The organism is Chloroflexus sp. (assembly GCF_056331925.1).
This window is the reverse complement of the sequence record NZ_JBWGQH010000001.1, coordinates 234,206-248,811: the sequence shown is the minus strand read 5'-3', so window position 1 is coordinate 248,811 and position 14,606 is coordinate 234,206. Positions and strand designations below refer to the sequence as shown.

The 14,606-nt window shown below is 53.3% G+C and carries 14 protein-coding genes and 1 tRNA gene; 12 read left to right on the top strand and 3 right to left on the bottom strand.

The window, feature by feature from the left end; genetic code table 11:
* Positions 1 to 46: 46 nt before the first annotated feature.
* A complete protein-coding gene (locus tag AC01ZF_RS01055) occupies positions 47 to 1,024 on the bottom strand; it encodes a glutaminyl-peptide cyclotransferase (RefSeq protein WP_424675806.1) in 978 nt (325 codons plus the stop codon).
* Positions 1,025 to 1,302: 278 nt separating this feature from the next.
* Here AC01ZF_RS01055 and AC01ZF_RS01050 point away from each other — a divergent pair, with 278 nt between their 5' ends.
* The 8 genes from AC01ZF_RS01050 to AC01ZF_RS01015 all read left to right on the top strand — a co-directional run bounded on the left by AC01ZF_RS01050 (position 1,303) and on the right by AC01ZF_RS01015 (position 9,315).
* Complete coding sequence (locus AC01ZF_RS01050) at positions 1,303 to 1,767, top strand: CBS domain-containing protein (RefSeq protein WP_424675807.1); 465 nt, start codon at positions 1,303 to 1,305, stop codon at positions 1,765 to 1,767.
* 362 nt (positions 1,768 to 2,129) lie between these two features.
* The gene (locus tag AC01ZF_RS01045; protein ID WP_476575042.1) at positions 2,130 to 4,091 is read left to right on the top strand and encodes a PAS domain S-box protein; all 1,962 of its coding nucleotides are present in this window, start codon (positions 2,130 to 2,132) and stop codon (positions 4,089 to 4,091) included.
* A gap of 327 nt (positions 4,092 to 4,418) precedes the next feature.
* Positions 4,419 to 5,426 (top strand): CheR family methyltransferase, encoded by a 1,008-nt coding sequence (locus AC01ZF_RS01040; RefSeq protein WP_424675810.1) that lies wholly within the window; start codon positions 4,419 to 4,421, stop codon positions 5,424 to 5,426.
* A 170-nt stretch (positions 5,427 to 5,596) separates the two neighbouring features.
* The gene (locus AC01ZF_RS01035) at positions 5,597 to 5,971 is read left to right on the top strand and encodes a 2Fe-2S iron-sulfur cluster-binding protein (RefSeq protein ID WP_424675811.1); all 375 of its coding nucleotides are present in this window, start codon (positions 5,597 to 5,599) and stop codon (positions 5,969 to 5,971) included.
* A gap of 118 nt (positions 5,972 to 6,089) precedes the next feature.
* Complete coding sequence (locus AC01ZF_RS01030) at positions 6,090 to 6,659, top strand: hypothetical protein (protein WP_424675812.1); 570 nt, start codon at positions 6,090 to 6,092, stop codon at positions 6,657 to 6,659.
* A gap of 104 nt (positions 6,660 to 6,763) precedes the next feature.
* Positions 6,764 to 7,198, top strand: a complete 435-nt coding sequence (locus tag AC01ZF_RS01025) for a c-type cytochrome (RefSeq protein WP_476575041.1) — start codon at positions 6,764 to 6,766, stop codon at positions 7,196 to 7,198.
* A gap of 66 nt (positions 7,199 to 7,264) precedes the next feature.
* Positions 7,265 to 7,696, top strand: coding sequence for a hypothetical protein (locus AC01ZF_RS01020; protein ID WP_428132495.1), 432 nt, complete (start codon positions 7,265 to 7,267; stop codon positions 7,694 to 7,696).
* A gap of 194 nt (positions 7,697 to 7,890) precedes the next feature.
* Entirely contained in the window at positions 7,891 to 9,315 is a 1,425-nt protein-coding gene (locus AC01ZF_RS01015; protein ID WP_424675815.1) for a glutamine synthetase family protein, read from the top strand.
* Between the two features lie 111 nt (positions 9,316 to 9,426).
* Here AC01ZF_RS01015 and AC01ZF_RS01010 read toward each other — a convergent pair whose 3' ends face one another.
* Positions 9,427 to 9,807 (bottom strand): UbiA family prenyltransferase, encoded by a 381-nt coding sequence (locus tag AC01ZF_RS01010; protein ID WP_476575055.1) that lies wholly within the window; start codon positions 9,805 to 9,807, stop codon positions 9,427 to 9,429.
* A gap of 3 nt (positions 9,808 to 9,810) precedes the next feature.
* Positions 9,811 to 10,278, bottom strand: a complete 468-nt coding sequence (locus AC01ZF_RS01005; RefSeq protein WP_476575040.1) for a UbiA family prenyltransferase — start codon at positions 10,276 to 10,278, stop codon at positions 9,811 to 9,813.
* Positions 10,279 to 10,677: 399 nt separating this feature from the next.
* Here AC01ZF_RS01005 and AC01ZF_RS01000 point away from each other — a divergent pair, with 399 nt between their 5' ends.
* The 4 genes from AC01ZF_RS01000 (at position 10,678) to AC01ZF_RS00985 (ending at position 14,549) form a co-directional block, all read left to right on the top strand.
* Entirely contained in the window at positions 10,678 to 11,706 is a 1,029-nt protein-coding gene (locus tag AC01ZF_RS01000; protein WP_428111027.1) for an STAS domain-containing protein, read from the top strand.
* Positions 11,707 to 11,773: 67 nt separating this feature from the next.
* Complete coding sequence (locus AC01ZF_RS00995; RefSeq protein ID WP_476575039.1) at positions 11,774 to 12,853, top strand: STAS domain-containing protein; 1,080 nt, start codon at positions 11,774 to 11,776, stop codon at positions 12,851 to 12,853.
* Between the two features lie 44 nt (positions 12,854 to 12,897).
* Positions 12,898 to 14,439: a hypothetical protein gene (locus AC01ZF_RS00990; protein WP_424675819.1), complete on the top strand. Its 1,542-nt coding sequence runs from the start codon at positions 12,898 to 12,900 to the stop codon at positions 14,437 to 14,439.
* Between the two features lie 35 nt (positions 14,440 to 14,474).
* A tRNA-Met gene (locus AC01ZF_RS00985) sits at positions 14,475 to 14,549 on the top strand.
* Positions 14,550 to 14,606 lie beyond the last annotated feature (57 nt).

The window sequence follows — 14,606 nt, the reverse complement described above, 5'->3', positions numbered from 1 at the left end:
AGTAGTGTAGTTGAGGCATACCTTTTGAAAAACGCCGGTAATTGTGCTACTGATCGTCACGGTTGGAGATCAGCGGCAGGTAAACTTGCTGATCAAGTGTGATCGCAAAGAGACGCGGCCAGTATTTCCCGGTGACGAAGATGTGTCTGCTGGCCGGATCATACGCGATCCCGTTCAGGACATCGGCGGTCGCCCGTTCTTGAGGTGACAATAGTCCACTCATATCGAGTACGCCCACAACGCGGCCATCGGTCGGATTGATCAGGACAATCTGATCGCTATACCAGACATTGGCAAAGATCAGACCGTCAATATACTCTAATTCGTTCAATCGGTCACGCGGCTGGTCACCAATCGTGACCGTGACTGTGCGAACAATGTTCAATTGCCCGGTGGCAACCGTCTGTTCGGGATCGATGAAATAGAGGGTGGCGGTGCCATCGCTCATGATCAAGTGGGTACCATCGTAGGTGAGGCCCCATCCTTCACGGGGCATCGTTGCCGGTGGGGTTGGATACGTGAATGTTCCAGTTCGTTCAAATGTTGCAGCATTGTAGATAAAACCGCGCCCGTTTTGCCATGTAAGCTGAAAAATTCGGTCACCAACTTGGGCAATGCCTTCGCCGTAGAGAGCTGGATCGCCAAGCGAGACGCTGCGGAGCACGTCACCGGTGACGAGATCAACTTCTCGTAGTGATGAATTGGCGTAATCGCCGGTTCCTTCGTAGAGCCGTCCTGGCCCGGCGACGATCAGGCCTTGCGTCCACGCCTGTGCATCGTGTGGGTAGGTCGCTACAATTCGATACGGGAGCGATGGTAGTGATTGTGGTGCAGGTAATGTCGGTGTCGTCTCGGCAGCACTGACAAGTGGTAAGGATACGATGATCGGGGTTGCAGTTGGCACCGGCGTCAGGGCAACGGGTATGATGTTCGTTGGGGTGACGGTTGGACGACTCTGGGTCAGGCTATTGCACGCAATTAACCCCAGGAGTACGGTCAGTATCAATCCTCTTCGCCACTGCATTGCCCACCTCGTCTTTCGCCGGTAGCGGTATTGTACCACTTTCGCGAGTAATGGTGTGAGGACATAACTACTCCTTTGGGGCTGGTGCGCCTGTACGGGCTTTCGCGGCCTCAGGCATAGGATGTTGCTCACGCTGCCGTCCCGTGATGATGAGCCTGTGGTACAACCCGGTTGTCGGATAATCACTACAATCCTGCAACTTTTTACAGCGATCCTGCTAAGTTCCTGTTACGATCATAATAACCATAGCATGTTGTATGAGCGCAAGGAGGCGCATTATGACGAACAAATCTAAACCGGTTGTGCCGGCCGAGCAGGAGATTCGCTATTGGATGCGCACCCCAGCCATTACCGTGAATCTCGCGGCACCACTTAGCGAAGCCTTAGCCCTGATGCGCGAGCATGATATTCGCCGTTTGCCGGTGGTTGTTGATACCGGTGAATTGCGGGGCATCATTACCCAAGGCGATATTCGTGGTGCTGATGTGATGCGGGTTGCCGGGTTGGATCCGGTCGATATTGCGCAGGCATTGCGTAATGTTAAGGTGTATGAAGTGATGACCGACAATCCGATTGCAGTGACGCCGGAGACCGGTTTGCGCGAAGCGGCGCTGTTGATGATCGAGAACAAGATCGGTGGCTTACCGGTCATTGATGAGCACAAACGGGTGATTGGAATTATCACCGAGAGCGATCTGTTCGAGGCGTTGGTACAGCAGCTTGAGTCACACCCCCATTTCTAGGCGTATCTATGCTCGGTAGATGGCTTGGGAATGCTGATGGCACCCCGATAAGCGAGAACGTTGCGCCCGCTTATCGGGGATGCCTATCGTTGGTGTCACTTCATCGTAAGCGAGGCTGATTGTCGGAGCTCATCTGTGTTGTTTTTGTAGTTCACACCGGTTTTCCCAGAAAAACTTTCCGATTGACCGACACTACCTTCTCTACATGCTCGCTACTCTTGTTTCCACCGCACCAGCCTATGTGCCACTACCTTCCCTTAGCTTGTACAATGGTTTAATAATCTGAACTTAATATTCGCTTCATAGTTTTAGGTTATAATTATTTATGAAAGTTGTTCAACTGTGCGTTAGAGAGGCAACTAATGCATCCCGATCCCTCATCGATGTCCGGCAGTAGTCAGCTTTCCGAGCACCTGCTCGCGACGATGGAACGTGCATCACTCCTCGTTACTGAAGCTGATGCACAAGGTGTGATCACCTTCGTTAACCCGACGGCCCAACGCTTTTTCGGATATGATCCTGCCGAATGTATCGGCAAAACGGTGCTCGAATTGACTCATCCTGATGACCGTGATCGTTTGCAGCAAGCAGTGATCGAGTGGGTGCGGGATGGTCGGCGCGCAGCTGAGATTGAGAGCCGGATACTGCATCGCGATGGCTCGGTGTTTCATTTCCTGTGGTCAGTAGTGCTCCACTATAACGAGCAAGGGACTATTATCAGTTTTACCTCGATTGGGCACGATATATCGGCCCTACACCATCTGCGTAGCGAGCTGTACGAGAAGCGCGAGATGTTGTATACGGTCATCGATCATTTACCGCTCGGTGTGTTTTGGAAGGATAAAGAATCGCGCTTTCTTGGCTGCAACCGACGTGTTCTAGAAGATTCGGGTCTGAGCAGCTTTAAAGACATTATCGGCAAGACCGACTTTGAGTTGCCGTGGCGTCGACAAGCAGCCCACTATCAGTACAGTGACCGCGTGGTGATGGCCTCTGGTCCGCAGACGAATATTGAAGAGTCTCTCATCCGCGGTGACGGGACGCAAATCTGGATCCGCACGACTAAGCTACCCTTGCGTCGTCAGGGTGAGGTGATCGGTGTACTCGGGTTTTATGAAGATATTACTGAACAACGTCAACAAACCGAATATCTGCGCACACTCCGGTTGCTGATGGAAAATGCTCCCGACGGGATTGGTATCGTTGATCCGGACTTGCAGTTGACCTACACCAACTCTGCTTTTCTTGAGCTGCTCGGTTATGAGCAATTGGTCGGCATAGCGTGGCCCAATCTGGTTTACCCGGATGATCGAGAAAACCTTACCTCTATGGTACGACAGGCGACAACCGAGGCGGCTGCGCACGGTACCTTGCGCTACCTCCGCAGCGATGGTTCACTCTTGACGGTGCAAGTAGCGCTTCCGGTGTTACGCGACCGTACCGACAAACTGATGGGTTTTGGTATCATCAATCACGATCTGACCGAGCAACTCGAAGCGGTGGCCCGTTTGCAGGCGAGCGAACAGCAGCAGCGAGCGTTGTTGCAAGCTTTGCCCGATCTGATGTTTCTGCTCAGTCGCGACGGGATATTTTTGCAGTACAAAGCCGATAGCAGTGATGAACTAGCTGCGCCGCCAGAAGTCTTTCTCCATCGCCGTTTTGACGAAGTATTACCACCCGTACTCGCTGAGCTGACGCGACACCATCTTAAGATCGTGAATCAAACCGGTCAGCCGCAGCGCTACGAATATCAATTGGAGATAGGTGGCGAGTTGCGCGATTATGAAGCGCGTATGCACCCAAGTGGCGAGAATGTGCTGGTGCTGGTACGTGATATAACCGAGCAGCGTCGCGCCGAACGCGAGCGGCAGACGTTGGTATTGCAAGAGCAGATTATTCAAGCCCAACATGCGGTGCTGCGTGAGTTGAGCACACCGCTGCTGCCGATTGCCAATGGTGTGGTCGTGATACCGCTGATCGGAACCATTGACTCATCACGCGCGCAGCAGGTGATGGAAACCTTACTCGATGGAGTTAATCGGTATCATGCAACGGTAGCCATCATTGATATTACCGGCGTGAGGGTCGTTGATACGCAAGTTGCCGGTGCTCTGATCCGAACTGCACAGGCGGCGTCCTTGTTAGGTGCGCAGGTGGTGTTGAGTGGGATTAACCCGGAGATTGCGCAGACGTTAGTGCAGCTTGGTATCGATCTCACCGGTATCGTAACCAAGGCGACGTTGCAGGATGGTATTGCGTATGCCTTGAGCAGGCAGCAGTCACGCATCAGACCTGCTTCGACGATCATGAAGATGGCACGGTAGGGTCTGTCATAGCTACTCTCTGTTGGCTGAGCTGTAAACACGTTGTGCTGCTATCAGACAATCGCTTTTGGTTAGCGGAGTAGTGGTTGTCGGTACAAAAAGATGTCGTCCGGTAGACGACGGTACGGTTGGTGCGGCGAGTGGTCACAGGAGGTAAAAACGGACGGATTCCTATTCTTAACTTAAGGTTGCTTGAATATCGGTAGCGGCGCAATTACTCGATCTCCTTGAGCATTCACCGGTGGCGTGGAATGAGTTGGTGAATGAGCTAACGATTGGGAGACGTACTTTTTTCGCAATGCTGCTCAGTTTGCTGCCCTACGCGATGTGATCGTACCAGATTTGCTTCAGCGTCGTCATCTGATTCGTTATCTGCGGGTGTGGAGTGCCGGCTGTGCAACCGGCGAAGAACCGTATTCGTTGGCGATTGCGCTGCGTGAAGCGTTACCAACCGATCCGCCATGGCAGTTCAACATCCTCGCTACCGATATTAATCGGCGTTTTCTCGAACGGGTACGTGAAGCTGTGTACGGGAATTGGTCGTTTCGCGAAATGCCGCCCGCTGTGCGGGATCGCTACTTCATTCCTGAAAACGGTCGTTGGCGTTTGCATGATGAGGTGAAACATGATGTGATCTTCGCCCAACTGAATCTGGTCGAACCGACCTACCCTTCACCACAGTTAGGAATTCTTGCATTTGACTTGATTTTTTGTCGTAATGTTCTGATCTATTTCGATGATCGAACGATGCAACAGATCGTGCAACGGTTCTACGATGCCTTGACGCCCGGTGGTTGGCTCGTGGTCGGTCATGCTGAGCCCCATATCGAACGGTTTCGCCAATTTGAAACGTATAACGCTCCGGGTACCGTGTTGTACCTCAAGCCGTTGCAGGCGCCTCCCTTTGTGATGCCTTCCACCAATTTCCCCGCTTTACCCTTACCACCTCCCCAATCTTCACCGGTGCTCACCGTGCAACTGTCAGCACAGGCGCCGGTACCGGCACCAACACCATCGCCGGAAGAACGTCTCCGCCAGGCGCGAGTGGCAGCAGATCATGGTGATTGGAACGCGGCCCAAACCTATGTTCAACAGGTGTTGGAAATCAATCCGCTCTATGCGCCGGCGTATTACCTCCTTGCCCAGATTGCCGAACATCATGGCCGTTTGGAAGAGGCTTTGGCTAATTATCGGTGTAGCCTCTATCTCGACTCGCATTTTGTCATAGGGCTGATTGAGATGGCAGGCGTAGCGATACGCCTCAACCAGATGGACACCGTCCGTCACTCGCTCAAACAAGCTCAGCCGGTTGCTAGCGCAATGTGCGAACGATGACGTTGTCGATCCGTTGAGTGGTGGTACAGCCGGCGATCTACGCAGCTATGTCGCGTTGCTGTGGCAGCAGGTCAACCGCTGAATCGTTTACCATTGACGACATTGTGCAAGGTGTGGTAGTTTGAATATGTACTCCTATTATTCTTTTCTGGGCATCCTACGGAGGACATATGCCGACTGTTACCGTTGGTGAACGCTCAATTACGGTTGAAGCAGGGACCCGTTTGGTATTGGCAATTGAACAAGCCGGTATTGCGATTGGTCACCGTTGTGGCGGTTATGCCCGCTGCACAACGTGTCGGGTGAAATTTGCCGAGGGCGAGCCAGACGTGATGACTGCGCCAGAATATGCCAAGTTGAAAGAGCGTGGTCTACTAGGCGAATATCGGCTAGCGTGCCAGATCGTGTGCGATCACGATATGGTGATTGCCGAGGTACCGTTTACCCTTGAAAGTCAAGGCTGGACGGACACCGGCCCGACTCCTGAACCGACGGTAACTCCCGATCCGATGATGCATCCACGCGCCGAACTTGAATCGGCCTAGATGACCACGTTGCGCCGACAAGGGTAGACTTTGTCTTTGTCAACCTGCTGCGCTCCCTTCCCCACACCACAATGGATAAACCGCTTCACAGTTACACGCCCAGCTTGTCGGTGGAAAGTTGCAAAGCGGTTGCCAAGCCGGTACGATAACCACCAGCTTGGCAATTGTTCCTTACCATCCGTTTGCCCTGTATCCAAGTCTTGCCCGCCTCTTGCGCAGCTTCATCCTCTTGACAGGAGTTATCCTGCACGATACTATAAGTGTTGTGAAAAACGGCACAATCTTTTGTCATAGCCGGCTTAGCCGGCAAGTTAATAGTTGTGGTCGGTGGATAGTACGTTTCCTCACTATCCTTGTCGCCCTTGAGCTAGGTGTACTCAGCCCGCTCAGTTGTGTATTGCACTGTCTCATCCACGATTGGTTACGGCAAGACGCAACCCAGAACTTCTTCCTCTGTGATGTGTCTCGTGGTGATGAGGGTGTGCAACCGATGCCTGATACACCGGCGCCGCTGGCCGGAATCCAGCCGCGTGCAGTCTATGAAATGTTGCCACCACTGCTGCTCGCGGTCCTATTCGTTGTGCCGTTGATAACCGTATTGCCGGGCATCCGCTTTCCTCTACCGGTTACCTTTTCACTTCCACCACCCACACCGCCACCTCGCCTTTACTCCTTGTGCTTGGCCTAGACGTTTGTCGACACAGGACGGTGAATCTGGGTCATTATCACCGAATCGTCCGACTACTTTACCATTGACCGGTCACGAGATTTTGATGCACAAGGAGTGGAGCGATGAACCGCACTATTGCGTGGACGTTTACTCTGCTGTTGATCGGGCTGTTGACCGCCTGTGGCGGTAACCAACAAACCTCCTCATCGATGTCGGTAGCCGAATTGCCGGCGGCGTTGGCCGATACGTCACTTTCATCGAAGGGTGATCCTAAGCACGGAAAGGAACTGTTTGGTCCCTGTGCGGCTTGTCATACCACTTCTAAAGAAGTGCTTGTCGGTCCCGGTTTAGCCGGTCTGTTTAGCGCCTCTGGGCCGGTGTTGCCGAAGGGTGTAGATTATAAGGGGATGTTGCCCAATGGCAAAGAGCGCAGCGAAGCGAATATTGCCGAGTGGATTCGTACCGGTGGCACCGGTCGGATCGGTTATATGCCCCCACATAATCTGACCGATCAGGAGATGGCTGATTTGATGGCGTATCTGCGCACCTTGAAATAACGCAGCGCACAGGTAGGTGGTAACAACGCCACCTGCCTTGCCTATCGGCAAGCGTGGAGAAAAACTATGCGCTCGTTGTTGTTCGGGTGTTTATGTTGTCTGACGAGTCTGGTTGTTGGTCTGGGGCTAGGTCACACCTGGCCATCGCTGCGTGAATCGGTTGCTACCCTAACTCGTCCCTACCGCGAACCGACCTTCATCATCCGCGAGTTGCTTGATGCGGTCGAGCACGATCCACAAACTGCCGTTGTCGCCTTTGCCGGCCATATGCAGCGACCGGCATCGCTTCATCTGCTACTGGCGGAATGGCAGCACGCGGATCACCCGCCAAGCTTTGTGTTAGGACCGTACCGTCGACCGACTGACTGGCCGATCTTCGGTATGGAGCTGGTGATTCCATTGCGGTTTGCCTGTCATCGTGGTCAGATTCGGTTAGATGTTGTGGTTGTGTTTACGCCGTTGGGCTGGCAGGTGTACGAGATTCGGTCGTCACAGTGAAGAGGTGGGAAGACCAACCTAACCATTGTTCGGTATGCTGCGCCGTTGCTTCCTGTATCACGGCAACGGCGCACGTATGTTTGGCACATAGCTTGCCGTAGGCTCGTCACGCAACAGCGTTAACAGAGAATGTTATGCTTCAGAGTATAATATGCTTCAACAATTGCACACTCCGCAGTGAAAAGGAAAAAACCATGAGCGAATTGCGCGACTTTCTCGAAATCCCCTACGAGCAATTAGAAGAGCTGAACTTAAGTGTGAAGCGTCAGCGCTTGGCGCGGGTCGCGCCGGATGTCATGCGCGAGGAACGGATGCGTTATCTAACCGACGAGCGTCGGATCAAAGCGGTCACGGTTTGCTTTACCGATCTCGAAGGTCGCCTGCACATGCTCGATTACGACAAGAAGTTTCTGTTATCCTCCGCCGATAATCTCACCTTTGACGGCTCATCGGTGCGGGGCTTTTCGGTGCAGGCCGAGTCGGATCTCCGTCTCGCCATCGACTGGTCGGCTTTTTATTGGCTTCCGGCCGACATCTTTGGGCCCGGTAAGGTGTTGGTGTTTGGGTATGTGCTGAACCAAGACGGGACCCCTTATGAAGCTGATATGCGAGGTCGGCTGCACCGGTATGTGAATGAACTGTATCAGCGCGATGGCTTGACGTGCAATGTTGCTACCGAGATCGAAGGCTTTCTTTTCAAAGGACGGAATGCTGAACAGCGCTACCGCGAGACTGGTGAATTTACGATGGTCAGCACCGGCGGCTATTATCACTCGCTGCCGGGCGATCCACTGCGCCAGTTCATCGATATGGCTGCCGAAGCACAGCGCGCGATGGGATTTGAGAACGAGAAGGATCACCCCGAAGTCGCACCCTCGCAGTTCGAGATGAACTATAGCTACACCGAGGCAACGATTGCTACCGATCAAATCCTCCTCTATAAGCTGATCTGCCGCCAAGTTGCCAGTAAACTCGATATGACAGCGAGTTTTCTGCCAAAACCGATTACCGGCGTGAACGGTAATGGGATGCATACCAACATCTCGCTGTCGCGGCAAGGGGTAAATCTGTTCTACGATGCCAACGGCCCCGAACGGCTCTCGGAACTGGCGTGGAGTTTCATTGACCGCATTCTCAATAGTGCGCAGGATCTGTGCCTCATTCTGAACTCGAGTGTGAATGCCTACCGGCGGCTTGATCCGCACTTTGAGGCACCCAACCAGATTAAAGTTTCACCGACCGACCGTGGCTCGATGATCCGAATCCCCATCGGAAATGCACGTTCAGCGCGGATCGAGGTACGTTCAATCGCGCCCGATGCCAATCCCTATTTGGCTATCTATGCCCTGCTGCGTACCGGTCTTGAAGGGCCGTTGCCCACAACCGATGTACGGAATAGTACAGCGCTATTGCCGGATAATATCTACGACGCGATTGCTAACTTCCGTCAAAGCGCCTTTATGGCCCAAATCATGGGTGAGAGCGTGCATGCCCGCTTTGCCGATCTGAAGACGACGGTAGCCGACCGCTGCCCGCGCCGGCTCGGTACCTTGATCAAGCGGGCTGAAGTCCAGTTTCACCATGAGGTGACGAATCAGTATTTGTGGAGCCGATTCTAATCGGTATATGCGCAAGGTAAGCCGAGGTACGCTCCAGCGTACCTCGGATCTGCATGGTGTAGAAGTCTGAATAATGTCTACCGTTGATCGATACAGACCTCTGATCAATCGTTACAGTACGACAATGGCAGCCGCGAGCAGGAAGCTGTACCAGTAAGTATACATTATATACGACACATGATCGGCGGCAGGTGTGCGAAAGAAGAGCACTCGCCCGGCGATGACCAAACAAATACCGGCCTGTATTCCATCAAGCAAGAGGGTACCGGTATTGAGACCGGCAGGTACGAACAAAGCGAAGTGGGTAAGTAAAGCAACACATCCGAATGCAATAGCGACAAAGATGCGCGTAAATGTTTCACCAAATACGATTGGCATCGTGCGGCGACCGTTCATTCGATCACCGTCAATATCGCGTAAATCTTGGAGTGAGGCATTCGAGAGCAGCGTAATGCTAGGTACCAGCAACCATACCCACGCTGCTGGCGTAATCGGTCATACCATCTGCCAAGCTGCGGCCAATTGGGCAATCGCGCCAAAAACCATCGAGAGGTTCTTACCCCAATAGTGGCCCGCAAAACGTCCAAAATTGTGGAGGGTAAGCGTTATTTGCCAAAGGAGTGTCCATTCAAGCACACCTAAGTACCAACCTACCAGTGCGAAGAGGGCCATAAAGATAATCCAGCGGACCATCGCACCCTGACGTGAAACCAGTCCACTGATTAAGGGGCGATCTGGTTTGTTAAGACGATCCTCCGATTCGCCGGCCAATTGGTTGGAAATACAAAAACAGACGGAATAAAGCCAAAAGTACACTACTCCCCACCCGATAAGACCGGGTAAAGCAGCCCAGTTGGGTTGGCCTTGGTGCCATGCCGCTAAAGCGAATGCCACCCCCGGAATAACTGTCGCTGAAATATCGTAACGGGTGAAGCGCCAGTAGAGATGGATTTCATGCTTCAAAACGCGAAACCAGTTTGCGACGGGGATTGATCGTAGAGTAGTAGTGGAGAGATGCATGGGTTATTCTCCTGAAGTGCAATCCTACGACGATGTATCGTACATTATATATAAACCCCGCTTCATGTTCAAAATTAATGTTAGAACGACTCACATCGGTTCTCACGACACACCGTAGCATAATCGGTTATTTCGAAAGTTGGCCGGCTGATGCGAGAGCGAAAAAGATTACTGGTCTCACGACACACCGTGGCATAATCGGTTATTTCGAAGTCTTTGACCACCCGTAGGTGCGCTTGCAAAATATAATTCACACGTGCCAGTCAAAATCGAGTGTAGTGTGGTATTGTTAAACGTATATGAGTGCGGGTGGTCGGTGTTATCCATACTTAGGAGGTGGTGATGAGTACGTCACAAGCGTTTCTTGATCGGTTCTATCGCCGCATCATCCGTAATATCGCGCTTAGCACTCTCATCATTGCTGCTGTTGCTATACTATTAACGCTGATCGTGTATGTACTTACAACACATCTCGTTATCGGTCTGGTTATTGTCGTTGCTCTGGTTACCGGTTTGGGTTGTCTGGCGACGTTATGGTTGTTAACTCACGAATGTCCCATCTGGCAAGTTATTCTTCCCTTTAGCTTGGCTGTCATCGTCAATGAGATGGTCATTGCCGTTTGGATGCCCGAATTGCGGCTGGCTGTTGCTCCGTTTCTGGCTGTCGTCATTTTGTTGGCCGGATTACATGGACGGCGTGCGTTTACGATTGGAGTGATGATCACATGCGCGCTCTTGATTGTAGCGATTGTTATCCTTGGGCCAACGACTGAACAACAATCGATTCCGCTCGAATTACTGCGCTTTTTACAGGCGAGTAGTCTAGCTGCCCTGATGATCGCGATTTGGGCCTTTCTCGATCAGATTGTTGTGGCCCAGGTGCAAGCTCTCGATCTTGCCGATCAACGTGCGGCTGAAGCTGAGGCTGCCCGACAGGTTGCTGAAACTGCCCGGTGTGAGATTGCACAGCGGGCGGAAGAACAGCAGCGTCTGCTCGAGTTGGTTGCTGCCCTCGAGTTGCCGGTGCTCAAGATTGACGATCAGGTATTGTTGGTTCCGCTCGTTGGTAATCTCGATAGCCGTCGGGCCGAACAGTTGCGCCGTCGCATTCTCGATTTGGTCGCTGAACAACGTGCTCATACCGTGATTATTGATATTACCGGCATTACCATCATTGATACTGCCGTCGCTAAGGCCCTGATCGATACGGCTGCTGCGATTCGCTTGCTGGGTGCACGCACTATTATCAGCGGCATTCGTCCTGCTGTGGCTCAGACACTCGTTCATCTCAATAGTGGTTTGACCGATATTACAACTGCTCCTAACCCCCAAATGGCGCTCATGCTGAGTCGTCGCTTGGCTACCATATGATTCTATCGTGTCTCCCAATCGGTTTTCTACGGTATATAATATCCCAACCATTTGGGAGGTTAAACTGATGATAAAATATCTTGCACCCCTCATCACTATGCAAGCTCGGACACCTGACGAACAGCGTCGTGGTCAGATTCTCGTTACGTTGTCGTTAGGTACTGTCGTGATTTTACTGACGATTGGGATCTTGCTGACACTCTTCCAACCAACCCCCGGTCGTTTTATCAATCTTGGTTTGGCTACTTTGGTCTTTGCCACCGCCGCATGGCTCGGTCGCAAGGGGTTTGTCACCGCCGGCTCATATGTTCTGATTTTGGTGAGCGGTATCGGTGCGCTGAGTGGGATGTTTCTCAATCCTAACTCGCCCTTTAATCTCTTCTACTTGCTGCTAAGCATCTTGCTCGCCAGCGTACTTCTGCGACCAAATCAGATCTGGGTTGTGCTCGGTTTGGCGCTCGCGGCTCTTGGTGGTGTTATCCTCAGCTTGCCATCTAGCCAGCGTGCCATAATTTCGCTTGATCTGGCCGCTGCTCATTTAACAGTCTTACTGACCGTCAGTGCGTTGATTACGTTCATCGGCGCGCGTAGTTTGGCAACAGCCCTCGAGGAGGCGCGTCAGCTACGTCAGCAAGCTGAAGCGGCTAATCGCCGGCTGGCCGAACTAAATGCCGATCTCGAGCGGCGGGTTATCGAACGCACTGCTGCCTTAGAGCGATTGACTGCCGAGCAGCAGGCGACGATGGCACAATTGCAAGCGGCACTCGCGGCTCAACAACAACTTAACCAGCAGATTATCAATCTCTCGGCGCCGATGATTCCGATTAACGATGAGACCCTGGTGACACCGATCATCGGTCAACTTGATCAAACGCGGATCCAGCAGTTGCTGCAAGCAGCCCTCACCGCCATTGAGCAGACGAATGCCCGCGTGCTGGTGATCGATGTGACCGGAGTGGCGATCATCGACTCCCACGCTGCCGCCGGTTTGCTTCAGGTTGCTCAAGCGGCACGTTTAATGGGAACGGTAACGGTTTTAGCCGGCGTTCGCCCCGAAGTCGCACAGACGCTTGTGAGTCTTGGCGCCGATCTCTCTGCGATTCGTACTGCGGCGACGTTGCAAGCAGCGTTGGCGATGCGTTCGTAGAGCGTCGACCGGCGATATGCGTTGGCAATATATGCGGGAGTGATATGCGTGATCTGAGCTTGCAGGCAGTACAGGTAGCAGAGGGATTGCAGTTCGTTGCCGGACCCGATGGAAAGCGTAGCTCGACCCAATCTAATCGGGCGATTATCAGGGCCGCGTTGAGTGGAATTGATGCACAGACGGTGGCAGCTCTTAACCAAGAACCCAACTGGCGCCGTGCCTATCCGCGGTATTTTCGCGCATTAACGGCGGCTACCATCACCGATCCGACGCAGGCATTGACTATTGCTACCGATGGGATCGCTGCGGCTTGGCAGCAGGTCGAGTGGGTGCGTGATGGTATGGCGATGCCGTTGATCGAGGCGATGCGGCATCCACGTCCGGCAACCCTCTTTACAGCAATGCTACGCGGTAGGGGGCCTGATACTATCGCCCCTTTTGCTATCCCTTATCGCGGCCAATGGCTTCATGGTGCAGCTCTGCACGCACAGATTGCCCATTGGGAAAGTACTGGGATTATCGAACCCGGTTGCGCTCGGGCCTTGATCGAGGTAATGGAACACCCAGAATGGCTCGATCTCTCCGACCGCACACTAGTCTTGCTCGGCGCCGGTTCGGAAGCCGGACCGTTGGCGGCGCTGGCCCGGTGGCGAGCTAATATCATTGCAGTCGATGTTCCCGATCCGCCTCGCTGGCAACGGATCATCGAGCTGGTTTCAGCCGGTAATGCAAAGCTATTTGTACCGGTTTCGCAACCGGTTTCCGCCGACGCTCCACCTGAACAGTGGCTTTCGATAGCCGGGGTTGATCTGCTCACCCACGCGCCGGAGGTTGCAGCATGGTTGCTGTCGTTGATGCGGCCACTCGATATTGCGACGCTTGCCTACCTCGACGGTGAGCGTCATGTACGTGTAGTTTTAGCGATGGATGTTATCGTTGCGACGGTGAGTGCGGCCTATCCCAATACAACGCTCATGACAATGGCTACCCCAACCGATGTCTTTGCCGTACCGGAAGCTACCGCGCTAGCAGCGATGGCCAATGCTGCTGCGGCCCGTCCACTTGGAAAGCTACCTGCCACGATCTTACGTGTCCTGAGTGCCGGGCAGTTGTTACAGCCGCATATCCGTGAACTGATCACCAGTATCAATGGCAAACGGTACGGGATTGTTGATTGTCTCTTTCTTGAACAAGGTCCCAACTACGCCCTTGCCAAGCGGATTCAGCAGTGGCGTGCCATCATCGCGCGGGCTAGCGGTCAGCGGGTTTCGATCAATGTCGCACCTTCCACGATGACACGCTCGGTGATCAAGAATCCTGCGCTGAGAGCCGGTTACAATGGTGCACACCTCTTCGGCGTCGAGATTTTCGCTCCTGAAACGACCGGTGCGTTGATGGCAGCGTTGTGGGTTCACGATCTACGCTGTCGCAACTGTTTTGCCGATCCTGGGGTGGCAATTGATCATCCACTCGAGTTGCTCTGTACACAAGCAAACCATGGCGGTCTGTGGCGCAACGGTTTCTTGCCGCGTACCGCGCTCCCGCTGGCAGCGTTGGCTGGATTCATCCGACCGGCGAAACCTTGACTAATCGCCGGTTCAGTGGTACACTGTGGAGCTGTGCCGGGGTAGCTCAGCGGTAGAGCAAACGGCTCATAATCGTTAGGTCGCGGGTTCGAATCCCGCCTCCGGCACCAATAGCCGGTGAGCAATGCTCACCGGCTTTGCATTCCTTGCTTCCACAATAGGGATGT